16 protein-coding genes and 1 riboswitch are annotated in these 16,161 nt (G+C 61.8%); of the genes, 4 read left to right on the forward strand and 12 right to left on the reverse strand.

Annotated features, from left to right (window positions below; genetic code table 11):
* Positions 1-198: 198 nt before the first annotated feature.
* The 6 genes from KIO76_RS00605 to coxB form a co-directional block, all read right to left on the reverse strand.
* Positions 199-1,047, reverse strand: coding sequence for a cytochrome c oxidase subunit 3 (locus KIO76_RS00605; protein WP_213320993.1), 849 nt, complete (start codon positions 1,045-1,047; stop codon positions 199-201).
* A 44-nt stretch (positions 1,048-1,091) separates the two neighbouring features.
* Complete coding sequence (locus KIO76_RS00610) at positions 1,092-1,757, reverse strand: cytochrome c oxidase assembly protein (RefSeq protein ID WP_213320994.1); 666 nt, start codon at positions 1,755-1,757, stop codon at positions 1,092-1,094.
* A gap of 15 nt (positions 1,758-1,772) precedes the next feature.
* Positions 1,773-2,027, reverse strand: a complete 255-nt coding sequence (locus tag KIO76_RS00615) for a cytochrome c oxidase system small membrane protein (protein WP_213325370.1) — start codon at positions 2,025-2,027, stop codon at positions 1,773-1,775.
* A complete protein-coding gene (locus KIO76_RS00620; protein WP_213320995.1) occupies positions 2,024-3,052 on the reverse strand; it encodes a heme o synthase in 1,029 nt (342 codons plus the stop codon). Before KIO76_RS00620 ends, KIO76_RS00615 begins: the two co-directional genes overlap by 4 nt.
* A 143-nt stretch (positions 3,053-3,195) precedes the next feature.
* Positions 3,196-4,809, reverse strand: coding sequence for a cytochrome c oxidase subunit I (ctaD, locus tag KIO76_RS00625; protein WP_213320996.1), 1,614 nt, complete (start codon positions 4,807-4,809; stop codon positions 3,196-3,198).
* A gap of 57 nt (positions 4,810-4,866) precedes the next feature.
* Entirely contained in the window at positions 4,867-5,715 is an 849-nt protein-coding gene (gene coxB / locus KIO76_RS00630; RefSeq protein ID WP_213320997.1) for a cytochrome c oxidase subunit II, read from the reverse strand.
* Between the two features lie 488 nt (positions 5,716-6,203).
* Here coxB and KIO76_RS00635 point away from each other — a divergent pair, with 488 nt between their 5' ends.
* Positions 6,204-6,650: an invasion associated locus B family protein gene (locus KIO76_RS00635; protein ID WP_249729671.1), complete on the forward strand. Its 447-nt coding sequence runs from the start codon at positions 6,204-6,206 to the stop codon at positions 6,648-6,650.
* 67 nt (positions 6,651-6,717) lie between these two features.
* Here KIO76_RS00635 and KIO76_RS00640 read toward each other — a convergent pair whose 3' ends face one another.
* Together KIO76_RS00640 and KIO76_RS00645 are read right to left on the reverse strand one after the other, a co-directional pair.
* Positions 6,718-8,952 (reverse strand): glycosyltransferase family 2 protein, encoded by a 2,235-nt coding sequence (locus KIO76_RS00640; protein WP_213320998.1) that lies wholly within the window; start codon positions 8,950-8,952, stop codon positions 6,718-6,720.
* Between the two features lie 66 nt (positions 8,953-9,018).
* Complete coding sequence (locus tag KIO76_RS00645; protein WP_213320999.1) at positions 9,019-11,004, reverse strand: class I SAM-dependent methyltransferase; 1,986 nt, start codon at positions 11,002-11,004, stop codon at positions 9,019-9,021.
* Positions 11,005-11,240: 236 nt separating this feature from the next.
* On the opposite strand from KIO76_RS00645, the gene KIO76_RS00650 reads away from it, so the two are divergent.
* The 3 genes from KIO76_RS00650 (at position 11,241) to gcvH (ending at position 13,835) form a co-directional block, all read left to right on the forward strand.
* The gene (locus KIO76_RS00650; RefSeq protein ID WP_213321000.1) at positions 11,241-11,843 is read left to right on the forward strand and encodes a hypothetical protein; all 603 of its coding nucleotides are present in this window, start codon (positions 11,241-11,243) and stop codon (positions 11,841-11,843) included.
* Between the two features lie 155 nt (positions 11,844-11,998).
* A riboswitch (glycine riboswitch) is annotated at positions 11,999-12,094 on the forward strand.
* A 199-nt stretch (positions 12,095-12,293) separates the two neighbouring features.
* Entirely contained in the window at positions 12,294-13,433 is a 1,140-nt protein-coding gene (gcvT, locus tag KIO76_RS00655) for a glycine cleavage system aminomethyltransferase GcvT (RefSeq protein ID WP_213321001.1), read from the forward strand.
* A 27-nt stretch (positions 13,434-13,460) separates the two neighbouring features.
* Positions 13,461-13,835 (forward strand): glycine cleavage system protein GcvH, encoded by a 375-nt coding sequence (gcvH, locus tag KIO76_RS00660; protein ID WP_213321002.1) that lies wholly within the window; start codon positions 13,461-13,463, stop codon positions 13,833-13,835.
* 188 nt (positions 13,836-14,023) lie between these two features.
* On the opposite strand, the gene KIO76_RS00665 is transcribed toward gcvH, so the two are convergent.
* The 4 genes from KIO76_RS00665 to KIO76_RS00680 form a co-directional block, all read right to left on the reverse strand.
* Positions 14,024-14,506 carry a F0F1 ATP synthase subunit B family protein gene (locus KIO76_RS00665; protein ID WP_213324920.1) on the reverse strand — a complete coding sequence of 161 codons (483 nt, stop codon included), beginning with the start codon at positions 14,504-14,506 and terminating at the stop codon, positions 14,024-14,026.
* A gap of 1 nt (position 14,507) precedes the next feature.
* The gene (locus KIO76_RS00670; protein ID WP_213321003.1) at positions 14,508-15,041 is read right to left on the reverse strand and encodes a F0F1 ATP synthase subunit B family protein; all 534 of its coding nucleotides are present in this window, start codon (positions 15,039-15,041) and stop codon (positions 14,508-14,510) included.
* A gap of 80 nt (positions 15,042-15,121) precedes the next feature.
* Positions 15,122-15,349, reverse strand: a complete 228-nt coding sequence (locus KIO76_RS00675; protein WP_110376230.1) for a F0F1 ATP synthase subunit C — start codon at positions 15,347-15,349, stop codon at positions 15,122-15,124.
* Positions 15,350-15,392: 43 nt separating this feature from the next.
* Positions 15,393-16,142: a F0F1 ATP synthase subunit A gene (locus KIO76_RS00680; RefSeq protein WP_213321004.1), complete on the reverse strand. Its 750-nt coding sequence runs from the start codon at positions 16,140-16,142 to the stop codon at positions 15,393-15,395.
* Positions 16,143-16,161 lie beyond the last annotated feature (19 nt).

The raw sequence follows: 16,161 nt of genomic DNA on the forward strand, positions 1-16,161 counted from the left end.
GGCCCCTGAATGCGGCAAAGGCGCGGACCGCGAGACGGCCGCGCCTTTGCCATGACTGCCTCGCCCGTGCGTGGCTCCTGATCCCTGTCAGGCCGACTGATTGACAGCCCGCCCCGAATGCCACCCGGCTCAACGGCCGCATGATGCTCAAAGGAGAGACCCCGAGCACCACGCGTCAACTCACACCCGCGCCACCGGTCAATGGCTCGGGCCAGCGCCCCACACGTAGATCGCGGCGAAAAGGAACAGCCACACCACGTCGACGAAATGCCAATACCAGGCGGCGAACTCAAAGCCGAGATGCTGGGTTGGCGTGAAATGGCCGATGTACATCCTGTAAAGGCAGACCGCCAAGAAGATGGTGCCGATGATGACGTGGAAGCCGTGGAAGCCGGTCGCCATGAAGAACGTGGCGCCGTAGATGTTCCCGGAGAAGCCGAAGTGGGCGTGGCTGTACTCGATGGCCTGAACCACGCTGAAGAGAAGGCCGAGCGCGACGGTGAGCCACAGGGCCTGCTTCACGCCGGCCCGATCACCGTGGATCATGGCATGGTGCGCCCAAGTCACCGTCGTGCCCGAGGTCAGAAGGATCAGCGTGTTGAACAGCGGCAGATGCCAGGGATCGAACGTCTCGATGCCCTTTGGTGGCCAGACACCGCCGGTGAACTCCGCACGGGCGTACTGAATAGCCTCATGGGGGAACAGGCTCGCATCGAAATAGGCCCAGAACCAGGCTACGAAGAACATCACCTCCGAGGCGATGAACATCATCATGCCGTAACGGTGATGGAGCTGCACCACACGGGTGTGATCACCCGTGTTGGCTTCGTGAACCACATCGGTCCACCAGGCGAGCATGGTGTAGAGCACGCCGATAAGACCGAGGCCGAAGAGCAGCGGACCCGCGTGCAGGCCACCCACCGCCATGTTCTTCATCCACATCACGGCGCCGACGGCCATGATGAAGGCGCTGAAGGAGCCCACGAAAGGCCATGGGCTCGGATTGACCAAGTGATAATCGTGATGCTTGGCGTGCGCCTCAGCCATGACCTAGATCTCCGGTGCCTCGTTCGAGCGTGGGGCCGGCGCCCTCACAGTTGTGACTTGTCGCTGCCCTTGCGGTTGTCGCCCTCGGCATCAGCCAGCGGAGCGCCATCCTTGGAAGGGAACATGGTGTAAGACAGCGTGATCGTGGATAGATCACGCAAATTGCGGTCCTTGGCGAGGGCTGGATCGACGTAGAAGACGACCGGAGCCTCGATCACCTCGCCGGGCTGCAGCGTCTGCTCCGTGAAGCAGAAGCACTGTATCTTCACGAAATAGGCGCCAGCGAGGTCCGGCTGAACGTTGAAGCTTGCGATCCCGGTCGTGGGCCGGGTCGATGTATTGGAGATCCTGTAAAAGATGGTCTTCGTCTCGCCAAGCCTGACATCGACGGTGCGAACCTCCGGCTTGAATTGCCAGGATACGCCTTGCGATGTGTTCGCGTCGAAACGGACGGACATGCCACGGTCACTGACGACATCGGCAGGACCGGTTCCCACCCGCGGCGTGCCTCCAAAGCCGGTGACGCGACAGAAGAGATCATAAAGAGGGACGGCTGCAAACGACAGGCCCGTCATTACAGCCACCACACCACAGCAGATGACCGCGGTGCGTCGGGCCGCTCGCTGTGCCGCAACGCGGCGCGCCTGCTTTTCCTCAGGCGTGAAAGCAAGAACGGCTGATTTTCCGGCGGGGTCATGAGGCGTTGTCATCAGCGTCCCCTCCCGTCACAAAGGCCGGTTCATGACGTTGGAGCCGAGGCGCGCGAGCGTCATCACGTAGAACAAGATAACGAGCGCACCGAGCGTCAGAGCAATGGCGATATTGCGGGTCCGCCGGCGGCGCGTTTCGGCAGCGCTCAGCACGATACCCTGGTCTTCCTTGCCAGACTGGCCGGTGGAGCCTTTCGACGCTGGTTGCCCCTGCTTCGAAGGCTCCTTGGGAGCGGGCGTGGTGTTGGCGGGCTTGGCACCGGAACTCATGACAGGCTCCCGGCCATCCACTGCCACAATCCGACGACGCGCGTGAGATCCAGGCTGCCATGCCCGCCGAAGCCGGACAGATGCTCGACCAGAAGCGTCGCGAACAGAAGAAAGAGATAGAAGATCGAGAAGGCGAACAGGTGATAGGCCGCTCGCGTGGCCGGCTGCCCGACCCGATTCCGGTAAACCCGCCAAGCCAGCACGAGCATGGCTGCACCCGCGATCATGGCGATCACGGCATAGGCCGTACCACCGAAGCCAAGGATGAAAGGCAGCATGCCGCAGGGCACGAGAACGAGCGTGTACAGAAGAATCTGGAACCGCGTCGCGTCCGGGCCAGCAACGTTCGGCAGCATCGGGATGCCCGCCCGTGCGTAATCGTCAGACTTCACCAGAGCGAGCGCCCAAAAATGGGGTGGCGTCCAAAGGAAGATGATGAGGAACAGCGCCAATCCATCCAGGCTGACCTGCCCCGTGACGACGGCCTCGCCGATCATCGGCGGGAATGCACCGGCAGCGCCCCCAATCACGATGTTCTGCGGGGTCGAGCGCTTCAGCCACATCGAGTACACGACGGCGTAGAAGAAGATCGTGAATGCGAGGAAGGCCGCCGCGAACCAGTTCGATGCGAGCCCAAGCACGACCACCGAACCGCCCGCCAGCATCATCCCGAAGGACAGCGCCTCGCTCGGCAAGATGCGGCCTGCCGGAATCGGCCGGTTGCGGGTGCGCGACATCACAGCGTCGATATCGGCGTCCCACCACATGTTGAGACAACCCGAGGCGCCCGCGCCGATGGCAATCGCCAGGACGGAAACGAAACCGAGAATCGGATTGACGTGCCCAGGCGTCACGATCAGGCCGACGAGGGCAGTGAACACGACGAGTGACATGACCCGCGGCTTGAGCAGGCTGACGAAATCGCGGATCTCGCCCGTCGACATCGTCGAGAGCGCCGCGCCGTGCGTATCGCCTGAAACTGCAGCGCCACCGGCCTTCACGAACTCATCCCTCACAACAGCCATGATGCTAAACCCGAGGGCCGGCACAGGCCGGCCCGTAGACCTCATCGTGATTAACGGTGCAGGCTGCCAAGCAACCCGCGAGAACTTATCACAAAGCGGGGCGCGGGACGGCAGATGCAAACCCGCGCAGCTTCCCGCTCTGCTCAGTGGCTCGAACCCGTGATGCGCGGCAGGGTTTCGAACTGGTGGAACGGAGGCGGCGAAGACAGCGTCCATTCCAGCGTGGTTGCACCCTCGCCCCACGGGTTGTCAGCCGCGCGCTCCTTGCGCGCGAAGGCCACGAACACGCCGTAGAAGAACACGAGAAGGCTGAACGCGAAGATATAGGAACCGATCGACGCCACATAATGCCAACCCGCATAGGCATTCGGGTAGTCGACATAGTGGCGCGGCATGCCGGCGAGGCCGAGGAAGTGCATCGGGAAGAACAGGACGTTCGCACCGATGAAGGCCAGCCAGAAATGGAGCCTGCCGATCCAGTCCGGGCAGATGTAGCCCGTCATCTTCGGGAACCAGTAGTACCAGCTTGCGAAAATGCCGAAGACAGCGCCCAGCGACAGCACGTAATGGAAATGCGCCACCACGTAGTAGGTATTGTGCAGCTCACGGTCGATACCGGCGTTGGCCAGCACGACGCCGGTGACGCCACCGACCGTGAACAGGAACACGAAGCCGATGGCCCAGATCATCGGAGCGGTGAAGCGAATGGAGCCGCCCCACATCGTCGCGATCCACGAGAAGATCTTGATGCCTGTCGGCACCGCGATAACCATCGTCGCGAACACGAAGTAGCGCTGGGTGTCGAGCGACAGGCCGACCGTATACATGTGGTGCGCCCACACGATGAAGCCGACGACGCCGATCGCGACCATGGCATAGGCCATGCCGAGATAGCCGAAGATGGGCTTGCGCGCGAAAGTCGAAATGATGTGGCTGATCGCGCCGAAGGCCGGCAGGATCATGATGTACACTTCCGGATGCCCGAAGAACCAGAACAGATGCTGGTAGAGCACGGGATCACCGCCGCCGGACGGATCGAAGAAGGTCGTGCCGAAGTTGCGGTCCGTCAGCAACATGGTGATGGCGCCGGCGAGAACAGGCAGCGACAGAAGAAGCAGGAACGCCGTCACCAACACGCCCCAGGCGAAGAGCGGCATCTTGTGCAGCGTCATGCCTGGCGCGCGCATGTTGAGAATGGTGGTGATGAAATTGATCGCGCCGAGGATCGACGATGCGCCGGCCAGATGGAGGGCAAGGATGCCGAAATCGAGCGCGGGCCCCGGATGTCCCGAGACGGACAACGGCGGGTAAACCGTCCAGCCGCCGCCGAAGCCCATGGTGCCCGGCGCGCCCTCCACGAACAACGAGACCAGCAGGAGGCAGAAGCCTGAGACCGTGAGCCAGAACGAGATGTTGTTCATGCGCGGAAAGGCCATGTCTGGCGCGCCGATCATAATCGGGACGAACCAGTTGCCGAAGCCGCCGATCAGCGCCGGCATGATCACGAAGAACACCATGATCAGGCCGTGGCCCGTCACCACGACGTTATAGGCCTGCCCGTTGGCGAAGATCTGAAGCCCGGGCTCCTGCAACTCGATGCGCATCAGGATCGACAGGAAGCCGCCGATCAGGCCCGAACCCAAGGCGAAGATCAGATAGAGCGTGCCGATGTCCTTGTGGTTGGTGGACAACACCCACCGCCGCCATCCCGTTGGGTAGGCGTGACCGTCGTGCGCATGCGCCGCCGTCGAAGCCATTGAGCTTACTCCGTCCATCTTCTTGGTGGCGCCTCCCTTGGGGGCGCTCAGTCTCTCTTATTCCGCGCTCAGCACTTCCGTCCGCGAAGCCACCGCCAGGGGGGCCTTGCTGGTCGAAGCGAATTTCTGCTTCGCCTCCGTCAGCCACGCAGCATACTGCTGCTCGCTGACGATGCGAATGGCGATGGGCATAAAGGCGTGGTTCTGGCCACAGATCAGCGAGCACTGGCCGTAGAAAATGCCCTCCTTCTCTGCCTTGAACCACGTCTCGTTCAGGCGGCCCGGGATCGCGTCGATCTTAAGGCCGAACGAAGGCATCGCGAAAGCATGGATGACATCGGCCGCGGTGACCTGCACGCGCACCGTCTTGCCGACGGGCAGAACCACTTCGTTGTCCACGGCCAGCAGACGCGGCTGACCATTGGCATCCATGTTGGAATCAAAGCTGAAACCGCCGTTTTGATCCTCAGGATATTCATAGGACCAGTACCACTGATGGCCAGTCGCCTTGATCGTGATGTCGGCCGGCGGGGTCACGAGCTGCAGGCGCAGCAGGCGGAATGACGGCACCGCGATGACCACGAGGATGAGCACGGGAACGATGGTCCACGCCACTTCCAGGAGCGCGTTGTGCGTCGTCTTGGACGGAACGGGGTTCCGCTTCTCATTGAACCGAAATACGACGTAAATGATGAGGGCGAGCACAAACACCACGATAATGCTGATAATCCACAGCAATCCATCGTGGAACCAATGCATGAATTCGGCGACACCGGTGACGGGAACCTGCAACCCCATCTGCCATGGGGATGGCTGGCCAACACCCGCAAAGGCCGCTCCCGACTGCACGACAAGCGCAGCTGCAGCGACAAGTGCGGCCAGGAACCGCAAACGAAAACTATCCATTCCCATCGGTCGTCCGAAGCTCCCATGGCCAGCGAAGCGTTACACGCCATCCCACGGGTAAGACCCCTTGCGGTTCTTCCCCCATGAGCAGGCGTTACGCTTCTACGCCACCTACCTACTTGACCCAACTCAGAAATCACAAGAGCGTCTTCCGTGCAACGTCGTTCGGCGCAGCCGTTCATGCGGCATAAAAGCGCGAACATCGACAATGCTTGCAGGCCTTAGTGTAGAACGCTTCAAAGCTTCGCAAGCCGGTTCGCCATGCTCGCGTCACATTCCCCAGTGGTTGTGTTTCTTGACACCGCGCCGACGGCGTGGTCGGAACACAGCATATGATTGCGGCTCCGGAGACACAGGCGATTCGCTCCGAAGGCGCGTTTGTCAGCCACAGCGCATCCCAGGGGAACCGCTCCACCATGCATCGCTGGAAAGCCCGCCTCATTCTGGCCTGTCTCGCGTTCCTCACCTCTCTCTTCGGCATTGGCACGATGAATGCGGCGATGGCGCAGGGCGCGGTTCGCGGCAGCTACGGCGAATGGCAGATGCGCTGTGAGGTGCCGCCTGGCGCCAAGAACGAGCAGTGCGCGCTTGTCCAGAGCGTGGCCGCCGAGGATCGGCCGAATGTCACGCTGCTGGTCATTATCCTGAAGACTGCCGACAACAAGAGCAGGCTTCTGCGCGTAGTCGCGCCGCTCGGCGTGCTGCTGCCGGCGGGTCTTGGCCTAAAGATCGACCAGACCGACGTCGGCCGCGCGGGCTTCGTCCGCTGCCTGACAACGGGCTGTGTGGCTGAGGTCGTCATGGACGACAACCTCACAAATCAGCTTCGCACGGGCAAGGCCGCGACCTTCATCGTCTTCCAGACGCCTGAGGAAGGCATCGGCATCCCGGTTTCACTGACCGGCTTTGACAAGGGGCTGGAAAGCCTCCCCTGAAAGCACCGGCGCGCCGAAGCGCACTGGAGCCGTCCACCTGGAGCCGTCCACCTCCTGGCAGCGTGGTCTAGACCCGCTGCGGACGCTGATGGCGGCGATGAGCTGCTCGACGAGCCATGTGGCGGACCACATCGTGGGCCGAGGAATGCGCCGGGCGGTGGTAGCGAAAGCGATACCAGGCACGGATGACGTTACGAGCGCTAAGCCAGACCAGCAGCATGCTGCCTGCCGCGATCATTCGCAGCGGCATCGGCAAGCGTATCCAGTAGCTGTGCGCCTTCAACGCTGCTTGCATGAACTGTCCCTCCGGCAGCCGGCTGGTCTGACGCTGCTCCTGAAACTGCCTGACTTCGCTCTCCACCGTCGCGGCGGCGCAAACCGCGAGAAGCCGACCATGATCACCCAGACTGGCGGAAGCCGCACCGCGCATCATGTCATGAATCAAAATCGGGCGAGTCTTGGCCTCCGCCTCGCATCGAGCAATCATCGATTCAGCCCGGCGTCGATAGTAAAAATAAACGCCGGTGGTGACGAGGCAACGCACATCCGCCTGGGATAGCCTGAGATACAGATCCCAGTCCTCATAGGCTCGCAATTCCTCCCTGTAGGGGAAGCGCTGCAGCAGCGTCTTTCTGAAGACCGCCGTCGCGGTCGAAAACCTGTTTTCGGTCAGGCCTGCGACGGCCGCCTCGCCTGTGAAGATTGCGTAGTCAATGAAATTTGCCTGCTCTCCGGGGAGAGGAATTCCACTCGTTTCGTTGAAGTAGCCGGCCTGGGTGACGACGAAGTCAAATTCAGGATTGCGCTCGAGCCCGTCGACCGCGAGAGACAGAAAGCCCGGATGCAGAAGATCGTCGGCGTCGAGAGTCAGGATGTATTGACCCGCCGCATGGGCGACGCCGACGTTGCGGGCATTGGCAAGGCCGCGATTACATTCGAGCGTTACGACTTTCAGTCGTGGATCATCCTTGCGCCGCAGCTGTTCGACAATGAAGCGGCTAGCCTCTTCTGTTGACGCGTCATCCACAACGACAATCTCGATATTGTCATAGCTGAGATCGAGAATGCTCTGGATCGCTTCCGGTATGTAGGCGCCAAGATTGAAATGCGGAATCACGACCGAGACGAGCGGCTCGCTCGTCACAGCATACCGGCGTCCGACCGGTGGCAGGTTCTCCCACGGCCAGGGATCAAGAGGTAGTGAGACTGGCTGCAGGTGAAGCGTCGGGGAAAAAATGCGCTCCAGCGCATCGGTAAGGCCGAGGGCCGTTCCGTCGAACTTGACGCAGTTCTCGCCATCAATCCATGGCGTACCCACTCCGAAGGCCGGATTGGCGCCATTCAGCACGACCCGTGCGCCGAGAAGGGAGGCCTCGTAGGCCGCGAGGCAAAAAGACTCGATTTCGCTCGGCACAACCACCGTACTCGCCGCTATCATCGCCTGACGCTGGCGATCACCCGTATTGGGGCCTTTTTGGAAGCGAGGCCCGAGGTCGGACGGGATCAACGAGTCGATATAAGTGTAGTAGTCCGGCTCGAAGGCATGGGCATTGAGGGCAGCCGTACCGACGTAGCCGGCTTCGCGGCGCATGAAGCCTGAAACGCCTCGCACGAACAGGTCGGGTCGCTTGAAGGGCTGCACTTTGGAAATGAAGCGGATTGCCTGGTCGGAAGCGGCGTCAATGGTCTGAGCCGCCGGCTCGCGCCCGTCGAGGAGCACGGGCGGCGCGTGCATGATGAGACGTCGCTCCCAATCGGCGGGATCGAGGCCGAAGATCGCGCGCGCCAGTTCCGCGAAGGGACGCGACTGGCCAACCACGACATCGCAATCGCGCAGGCACTTCCGCTCGAGATCACACAGGTTGAGATCGTTGCGCGAGATCGCCCGGGGCTCGGCCTGCAACAGGACGCGATGGGCGCTATGGAGGCGGACCGCGACAACGGCATTGCCGAGAAAGCCTCGCAGCCGGTGTTCCTGGATAGTGGCGAAGCCGAGCCCGCCCCAATCCGGAAATTCGACATAGTCGAGCACGTGGCGTGTGGCGGCTTCGGCGAGGGCCTGCTGCACGACGACCGACCGCCAGTGATGCGGGCTATGTCCATAGGCTGCCGCAGGTGCCACATGCGCGCCGAGCATCCGGGCCTGGCGACTTGGCTCGTGCCGCGACGTATCGACCTTCACGAGCCCAACGCCAGGGAAAAGTTCGGCAAAGCCATCCGTCGCCACGTCAGCATCGACCAGGATGACGAGAGAGCGGTTGCGGTCCTCGTCGCTCATGCTGGCAAGCATGTTGTGCAGCACGCGACCGATCCCCCCGGCGTGAAGGGCGCAAGCTCGAAAGTCACGAATGCCAAGATACCCATCGCCTCAGAGCTCCAGGAATTCACGGTAACGGTCAATCGCGATGGCATTGCTCTGCGCCTGGTAGTCGCGCGTGAGATGTTCGCGTTCATCGCGGGGGATATCGAGCACACGCTCGATGGCGGCTCTCACCTCCGTCGCTGCCGAGACATCATCGACTTGGGTGAGGCGTACATACGGATGATCCTCCAGCGCATCGAGGAAGAGAGGACCGCGGATACATGGCCGACCGAGGCTCTGTGCCTCAAGATTGACCACCGGATGACAATCGATAAGCGACGCATTCAGACACATTTGCGACGCCGCCATACGACGGAACGTGTCCTCCCGGTCCCGGAACTGTATGTGCTGTAGCTTTGCGTCGAGCGGCGGCGGCAAAGCGAGATCTTCCGCGTAGACCCAGATCTTCTCGACGGACGGCGACAACGCCGCACCGAGGACGTTGGTAGAAACGTTCTTGATCCAGCCGGCCCACCCCGGAGCAAAAACCGTCGCGGGGAGCGGATCGCTCCTGAAACAATCCGAAGCGCCATGTTGCGGCGAGAGGTTGAACAGCAGTGGCCTGAACAGTCCGCAGACCGGAAAGTCAAAGCCTGGGCGCATGAAATGCGCCTTGCGCAGGCGCCCCCTTCTCAGGAGGTCGATAACGCCAAAGGCATAGTGACGCTCCCGGTTATTGATCCACTGGGTCGTTCCGCCATGGTGCACCAGGAACATCCGCTCACCAAACCCCTGACCGGCAAGCCCTTCCACAATCGCTGGCGTGTTTTCCGAGAAGCCGTGAAAAACGATGCGCTGAACCCCCGCCGCCAGAATGGCGCGTACGGTCTCTCGCAGAACGCGGCCATTTACCGGCTCTGCGGACAGAGCGAGCTTTCGGCCTGGGAGCGCGCCGGCAGCGGCTCTTATCCCGAACCACTCCTTGTGGAAGACGTGGAGCACCTGGCCAAAGCCCGGGACGTCATGGGCATAGCGCGTGTCAGGCTCTATATCCCAGAGGCTGAAAGGCGAAGCGCTCTGCCTGGCCGGCGGGGTCGGTTGCTGATCGACTTCGGGGCGCCTCGCCGTTCCGAGGACAGCACCAAGTGTCTCATCCAGCCGCTCGCGCTTGCCACGCGCTTCCCTCATTTCCCTAATAACGCGCTCAAGATGAGTATTGCGCTCCGACAGATCATGAACGCGGGCCTGGGCCGCGCTATCGAGGCTTCCTGACGGATCGGGCGGTCCGTTCGGCGCACCTCTCAATTGCTCCAGCGTGTAAGAAAGCGCGAGCACGCGCAGCTCCTCGAGATCCAGCGACCTGTCGTGGAGCGTCGATGGGTCCCGATAAGTGAAGCGACTGTCTCGCGGCCCATCGAGGGGGGCAAGAATGTAGATCCCGTGCTGATCGGTAACGCCTTCGATGACAGCGACATCCCACACCCCCGCGGCGTAGTCTGCGAAAGCATGAACCCAGCAACCGGCATGCCAAGTGTTCTGGAACAGTGTCGCCGCCACGAGACGGTTCTCGATGAGAACGAGTCGCCCTTCCGGTGCGAGCCGCCGAGACATCTGGCTGATGAGTTCCTGCGCCTGAGCCTCGTTGTTGTGGATAAGGACCGAGATTGTAAAAATGATATCAAAGCAATCGGTCGGAAAAGCCGCTTCGATCGAGTCCGCCACCCGGACGCGGTCGCGCGCCACCTCCGCGAGCGCCGGGGGCGGCGCGGTGAGGAGATCCGCGACCATGGCCGATGAAAAATCGTAGCCGTGATAGGCGACCCCTTGCAGCGCGCTTATGGGCCCTGCGAGTCGTCCAAAACCACAGCCGAAGTCGAGCACGCGCAGAGGCCTATCGAGTTTTTGACGACGCCGCTCCTGCTCCAGATATGACAGGAGCCAGGCCTCCTGCTGTCTATAAGCACTGTTGCCTGTTTCTATCCTGTAGGCCTGTTGCTGCTGATAATCACGACCTGACTTTTCTTTCCAATACTGTCTGTTGGCGATGTTCATGTCATCTACCGCAATTTTTTCTTATGAAAAAAGAAGAGGAATTCTTTCACTATATATTCATACACTATGAACGACATGCTCTTGGCATGGCAAGATGTTTTTCAATATTCGTTCGCTGCCCTGGCGCTGAGAGAACCCCTGCGTCGAGCGATGGTTTGACCAGGGCGCTCCTCTATGGCTCTTTGTTCAGATCCAACCTATGCAGGAATGCTGATGAACTGGCAGGGAGATCGTGAATGGTTGTGATGGCTCGAGACCGGCATATCGTCAGGCCGGCCCTTCGGAGCGGTGCAATCGCTTTGGCTGTCGGCCTGATGCTGGCAGGCTGCTCATCCTCTTCCGGGACGTCGAGCGGCGGCACTTCGGTCGGCAATTTCCTGCTCTATGGCGGAGCCACCGTGCCCCCGGAAGCAGCGGTGCCAGAGTACGAGGTCGTTTGCCCCAAGGTCGATATCACCGAAGGCGGCTCCGCCATTCGGGTCGGCGGCGAGAATCCACGCTACCAGGTCTCCATCACCGATGTCGCCCGGGAATGCACCATGACCGGCGGCGGTGGTTATCAGCTGAAGATCGGCGTCGAAGCGCTCGCGCTGCTCGGTTCCGGCGGCAATGTCGGCCGCGTTACCGTCCCGGTGCATTTCACCGTCAAGCGCGGCAATACAGTCGTCGCCAATCGCACCCGCACAACCGCCGTGGCGTTCGCCTCTGGGGAAACGCAAACCGCCTTCACTGTGGTTGAGGACGGTATCGATGTTCCAGCCGGTGAAGGCGAAGTCACCATCATGGTTGGCCTCGGCAGCGCCCCAGCACAGGCGCGCACAGGCGGTCGTCGCCGCTAGAGCAATCCGGGATGAAGAAATGCCGTTTCCCCGCAAAATTGCGCAGGAATAGAAGCTCCGGGTGATTCAGCGCCCGAAAAGACGTGCAGCGCAAAAGCGGAATCACTCCGCGCCGATTGACAGATCTGGCCGAGGGCTTATGACGGTCACTGTCGTTCATCCCTGCGGAAGAGCCCGGACCGCCCCACGGTCCGGCGCCGAAGGCGCAACCACCCCGGAAACGCTCAGGCACAAGGGACCGCACGGGATTTGACACTCTGGAAAGCGGGTTGCCCCTTGGGCCGCCTCACCGACGGGGGTAATCGCGGGATGGCTATGACGCCGTCCAGGCGGGAAATCTCTCAGGTCCACAGACAGAGGGGGTGCGCATGGATCCGGTTTCCATTGGGACCGGATGCCCGTTTGGGCAATTATAACCATGGGCGTCCCTATTTTGTGGAAGGATCTGGAATGGCGGGCCAGTCGAACGACGATCTCCCCTTGCGTACTCCATTATACGAGCGGCACGTTGCCCTTGGCGCTCGCATGGCGCCCTTTGCCGGCTATGAAATGCCTATCCAGTACAGCAAGGGCATCCTGCACGAGCATCTTCATACCCGGGCGGCGGCTGGATTGTTCGATGTCTCGCACATGGGGCAGGCTGTTCTCGTCGGTCCCGATCACGCGACGACCGCAGCCGCGCTGGAAGCTCTCGTTCCCGCCGATATTGCCGGGCTGGGCCTCGGTCGGCAGCGCTATACTCAGTTCCTCAACGAGCAGGGCGGTATCCTTGACGATCTCATGGTTGCGCGCGGCCCCGACCCGGCGGACGACGGCAAGCTTATGCTCGTGGTGAACGCAGGCTGCAAGGAATCCGATTACGTCCACCTCAACCTGAACCTGCCGGAAGAGGTCAAGCTGCAGCGCAACGACGACAGAGCACTGCTCGCGCTCCAGGGTCCCCAGGCCGCAGCCGTTCTCGCACGCTACGACGAAGCAGCCGCGGGAATGGGCTTTATGACCGTCGCCGCGCTCACCATCGGCGATATTTCGACGCTCGTCTCACGTTCCGGCTACACGGGTGAGGACGGCTATGAGATCTCCGTCGCCAACGGTGACGCGGTGGCGCTCTGGGATCTGCTCATGAGCCAGCCTGAGGTCGAGCCGGTTGGCCTCGGCGCGCGCGATTCGCTGAGACTCGAGGCGGGCCTCTGCCTCTACGGTCATGACATCAATCAGGAGACCTCTCCCGTGGAGGCAGGCCTCTCCTGGTCCATCCAGAAGCGCCGACGCACCGATGGCGGCTTCCCCGGCTATCGCCGCATCGTAGGCGAGCTCGCCGAGGGGCCGCTGCGGCAGCGCGTCGGTATCCTGCCCCAGGGGCGGGCGCCGGCACGGGAGGGCACGCAGATTCTCGATGCCAGCGGCGAACTCATCGGCGAGGTGACCTCAGGCGGCTTCGGACCGACGGCTGAGGGCCCCATCGCTATGGGCTATGTCGTCCGTGACTTCGCGGCGGTGGGCACGGATATTCAGCTGTCCGTACGCGGCAAGCTTCTTCCTGCGAGCATCGTTCCCCTTCCCTTTGTCGCTCATCGCTACAAACGCTGATCAACAGAAGACCTTCCGGAGAAAGATATGACCACACGGTATTCCAAGGACCACGAATACGTCCGCCTTGAAGGTGATACGGCGACCGTCGGTATCACCGACTATGCCCAGGAGCAGCTCGGGGACGTCGTGTTCATCGAACTCCCCGAGATCGGCAAGGTGTTTGCCAAGGGCGACGATGCCGCCGTGGTGGAGAGCGTGAAGGCCGCGAGTGAAGTCTACGCGCCGCTGGCGGGTGAAGTGGTCTCCATCAATTCTGAGTTGGAGGCCGCTCCCGGGACCATCAATGAAGATCCCACCGGCAAGGGCTGGTTCTTCAAGATGAAGCTCGCTGATCCAGCCGAGTTCGAGAGCCTGATGAGCGAAAGCGACTACGAGGACTTCCTGAAGTCGATCAGCTGATCTCATCTGCATCGCCGCCTAAAACGACGAACCCCGGCGCACGCCGGGGTTTTTTCGTTGGGCCGTCGCCGTTCATCGGCGGGGATGTCCCGGCCAGGGTTGCGAAACCGCAGGTGAAAAAAGAAAGCCCGGCTCCGCATACCAGAGCCGGGCTTCCTATTGAACCGGAGCAGAATGCTCAGGTGTTATCAGTTAAGCTTCGAACGCAGGTCGGCAAGGCTCGACGCAAAGATCGAAGCGCCCTTCTCACCCTGGACGGCATCCTTGAGGACGACCTCGGATGCCTTCAGGGCGGCATCGATAGCCGCTGCCCGCACTTCCGCCGTGGCCTGAGCCTCCGCCTGAGCGATCTTCGCCTCGGCGGAAGCCGTGCGGCGCGCCACAAAGTCGCTCATCCGCTGGTGGGCCTCATTGGCAACGCGCTCAGCTTCCGCCTTCGCATTCGCGACAATGTCCGCGGCTTCCTTCTCGGCCGCAGCCCGCTTGGCCTGATATTCCTTCAGGAGGGCCTCGGCCTCAGCACGGAAGCGCGTCGCCTCGGCCAGTTCATCGGAGATGCGCTTGGCACGGGCATCGAGCCCCGCAACGATAGCCCGACCGCCACCCAGATAAAGCGCCAGAACGAGAAAGAGAACGAACGAGACGGCGGCCCAGAAAGTGGCGTCCATGATCTTACCCCTTCAAGGCTGTCTTGACGGCCGCGGAGACCTGTTCCTGGGGCGGCTTGTCGCCGAGCACGCGCTGAAGGATTGCGTCAGCCGCATCGGTGGCGATGCCCTCGACATGGGTGAGCGCTGCCGCCTTTGTCTCCGAGATGACCTTCTCGGCCGCAGCCAGCTTCTCGGCCAGGGCCGCGTCAAGCTCACGACGCTTGGCGTCCGTTTCGGCCTGCAGGCGCTGATGCGTCTCGGCCGCGATCGCCTGCGAACGGGACTTTGCATCCGACAGCGCCGCCTCATAGGCGAGACCAGCCGCTTCGGCTTCCTTCTTGGCGGCAATCGCCTCATGAAGGTCGCCCTGAATTTTTTCGTGCCGCTGCGCAATAGTTCCGCCGATGCGCGGCAATGCCACTTTCGCGAGGAACCAGTAAAGCAGAGCGAATGTCACCGCCAACCAGAACAGCTGCGACGCAAACGTCTCGGCTTGGAACGGCGGGAATGCGCCGCTGCCATGGGCTTCGGCCCCAGTCGTGACCGGTTCGGCCATTCGTCAACTCCGCATCGCGCGATGACCCCCGGACGCGAGTTCCGAAGGTCTGGTCGCCATCACTCGAATGTAGCTTCGCCTCAGACGGCGAAGAGCAGAAGCAGCGCGACGAGAAGCGAGAAGATGCCGAGAGCTTCCGTCAGCGCGAAGCCGAGGAGCAGGGTCGGGCGCTGGCCATCAGCCGCAGACGGGTTGCGCAGGGCGCCGGCGAAGAACTGACCGAAGAGGTTGCCGAGGCCAATGGCGGCGCCGGCCATACCGAGGCACGCGAGACCCGCGCCGATGTACTTTGCTGCAACAGGATCCATCTTTAGTGCTCCTTGGGAGATGGCGGAAAAACCGGCCGGGGTATCAGTGGCCGGGATGCAGGGCGTCGTGCAGATAAATGCTTGTCAGCACGGCGAAGACATAGGCCTGCAGAACCGCGACGAGCACCTCAAGCGCAGTCAATGCGACAGTGAAGATGAGCGGCAGAGGCGACAGGATGGCGAGGAAGCCCTGGGCCAGCAGGATCGTGACAAAACCCGCGAAGATCTTGAGGGCAATGTGTCCGGCCAACATGTTGGCAAAAAGACGAACAGCCAGGCTGATCGGGCGGGACAGGAAGGAGACGACCTCAACGGCCACGAGCAGCGGCAAGAGCCAGCCTGGCACGCCGGAGGGCACGAAGAGCTTGAGGAAGCCCATGCCATGTTTGGCGAAGCCATAGACGATCACGACGCCAATGACGAGAAGCGACAGCGCTCCCGTGACGATGATCTGGCTCGTGACCGTAAACGAGTACGGCAGCAGACCCAGCACGTTCGCCATCAGAATGAAGCTGAAGAGCGAGAACACGAACGGCAGGAAAACCATGCCGTCCTTGCCGGCGGATTGTCTTACGGTGTTGGCCACGAACTCGTAGGTTAATTCCCCGAGATTCTGGAGGCGGCCGGGCACCATAGCGCGCCGGCTCGAGGTCAGCAGCAGGAAGACGATGACGATCGCCACCGAGGCGACCATGAAGGCCGCAGAATTGGTGAAGTGAATCGGGGATTCACTGATGTGGAAAAGCGGACCCGAGAGGGGCTTAATCTGGAACTGTTCGGTGGGACTGGCCATTGGCCGCTCGGCTCCCGCT

Source organism: Chelatococcus sp. YT9, assembly GCF_018398315.1.
GTDB lineage: Bacteria > Pseudomonadota > Alphaproteobacteria > Rhizobiales > Beijerinckiaceae > Chelatococcus.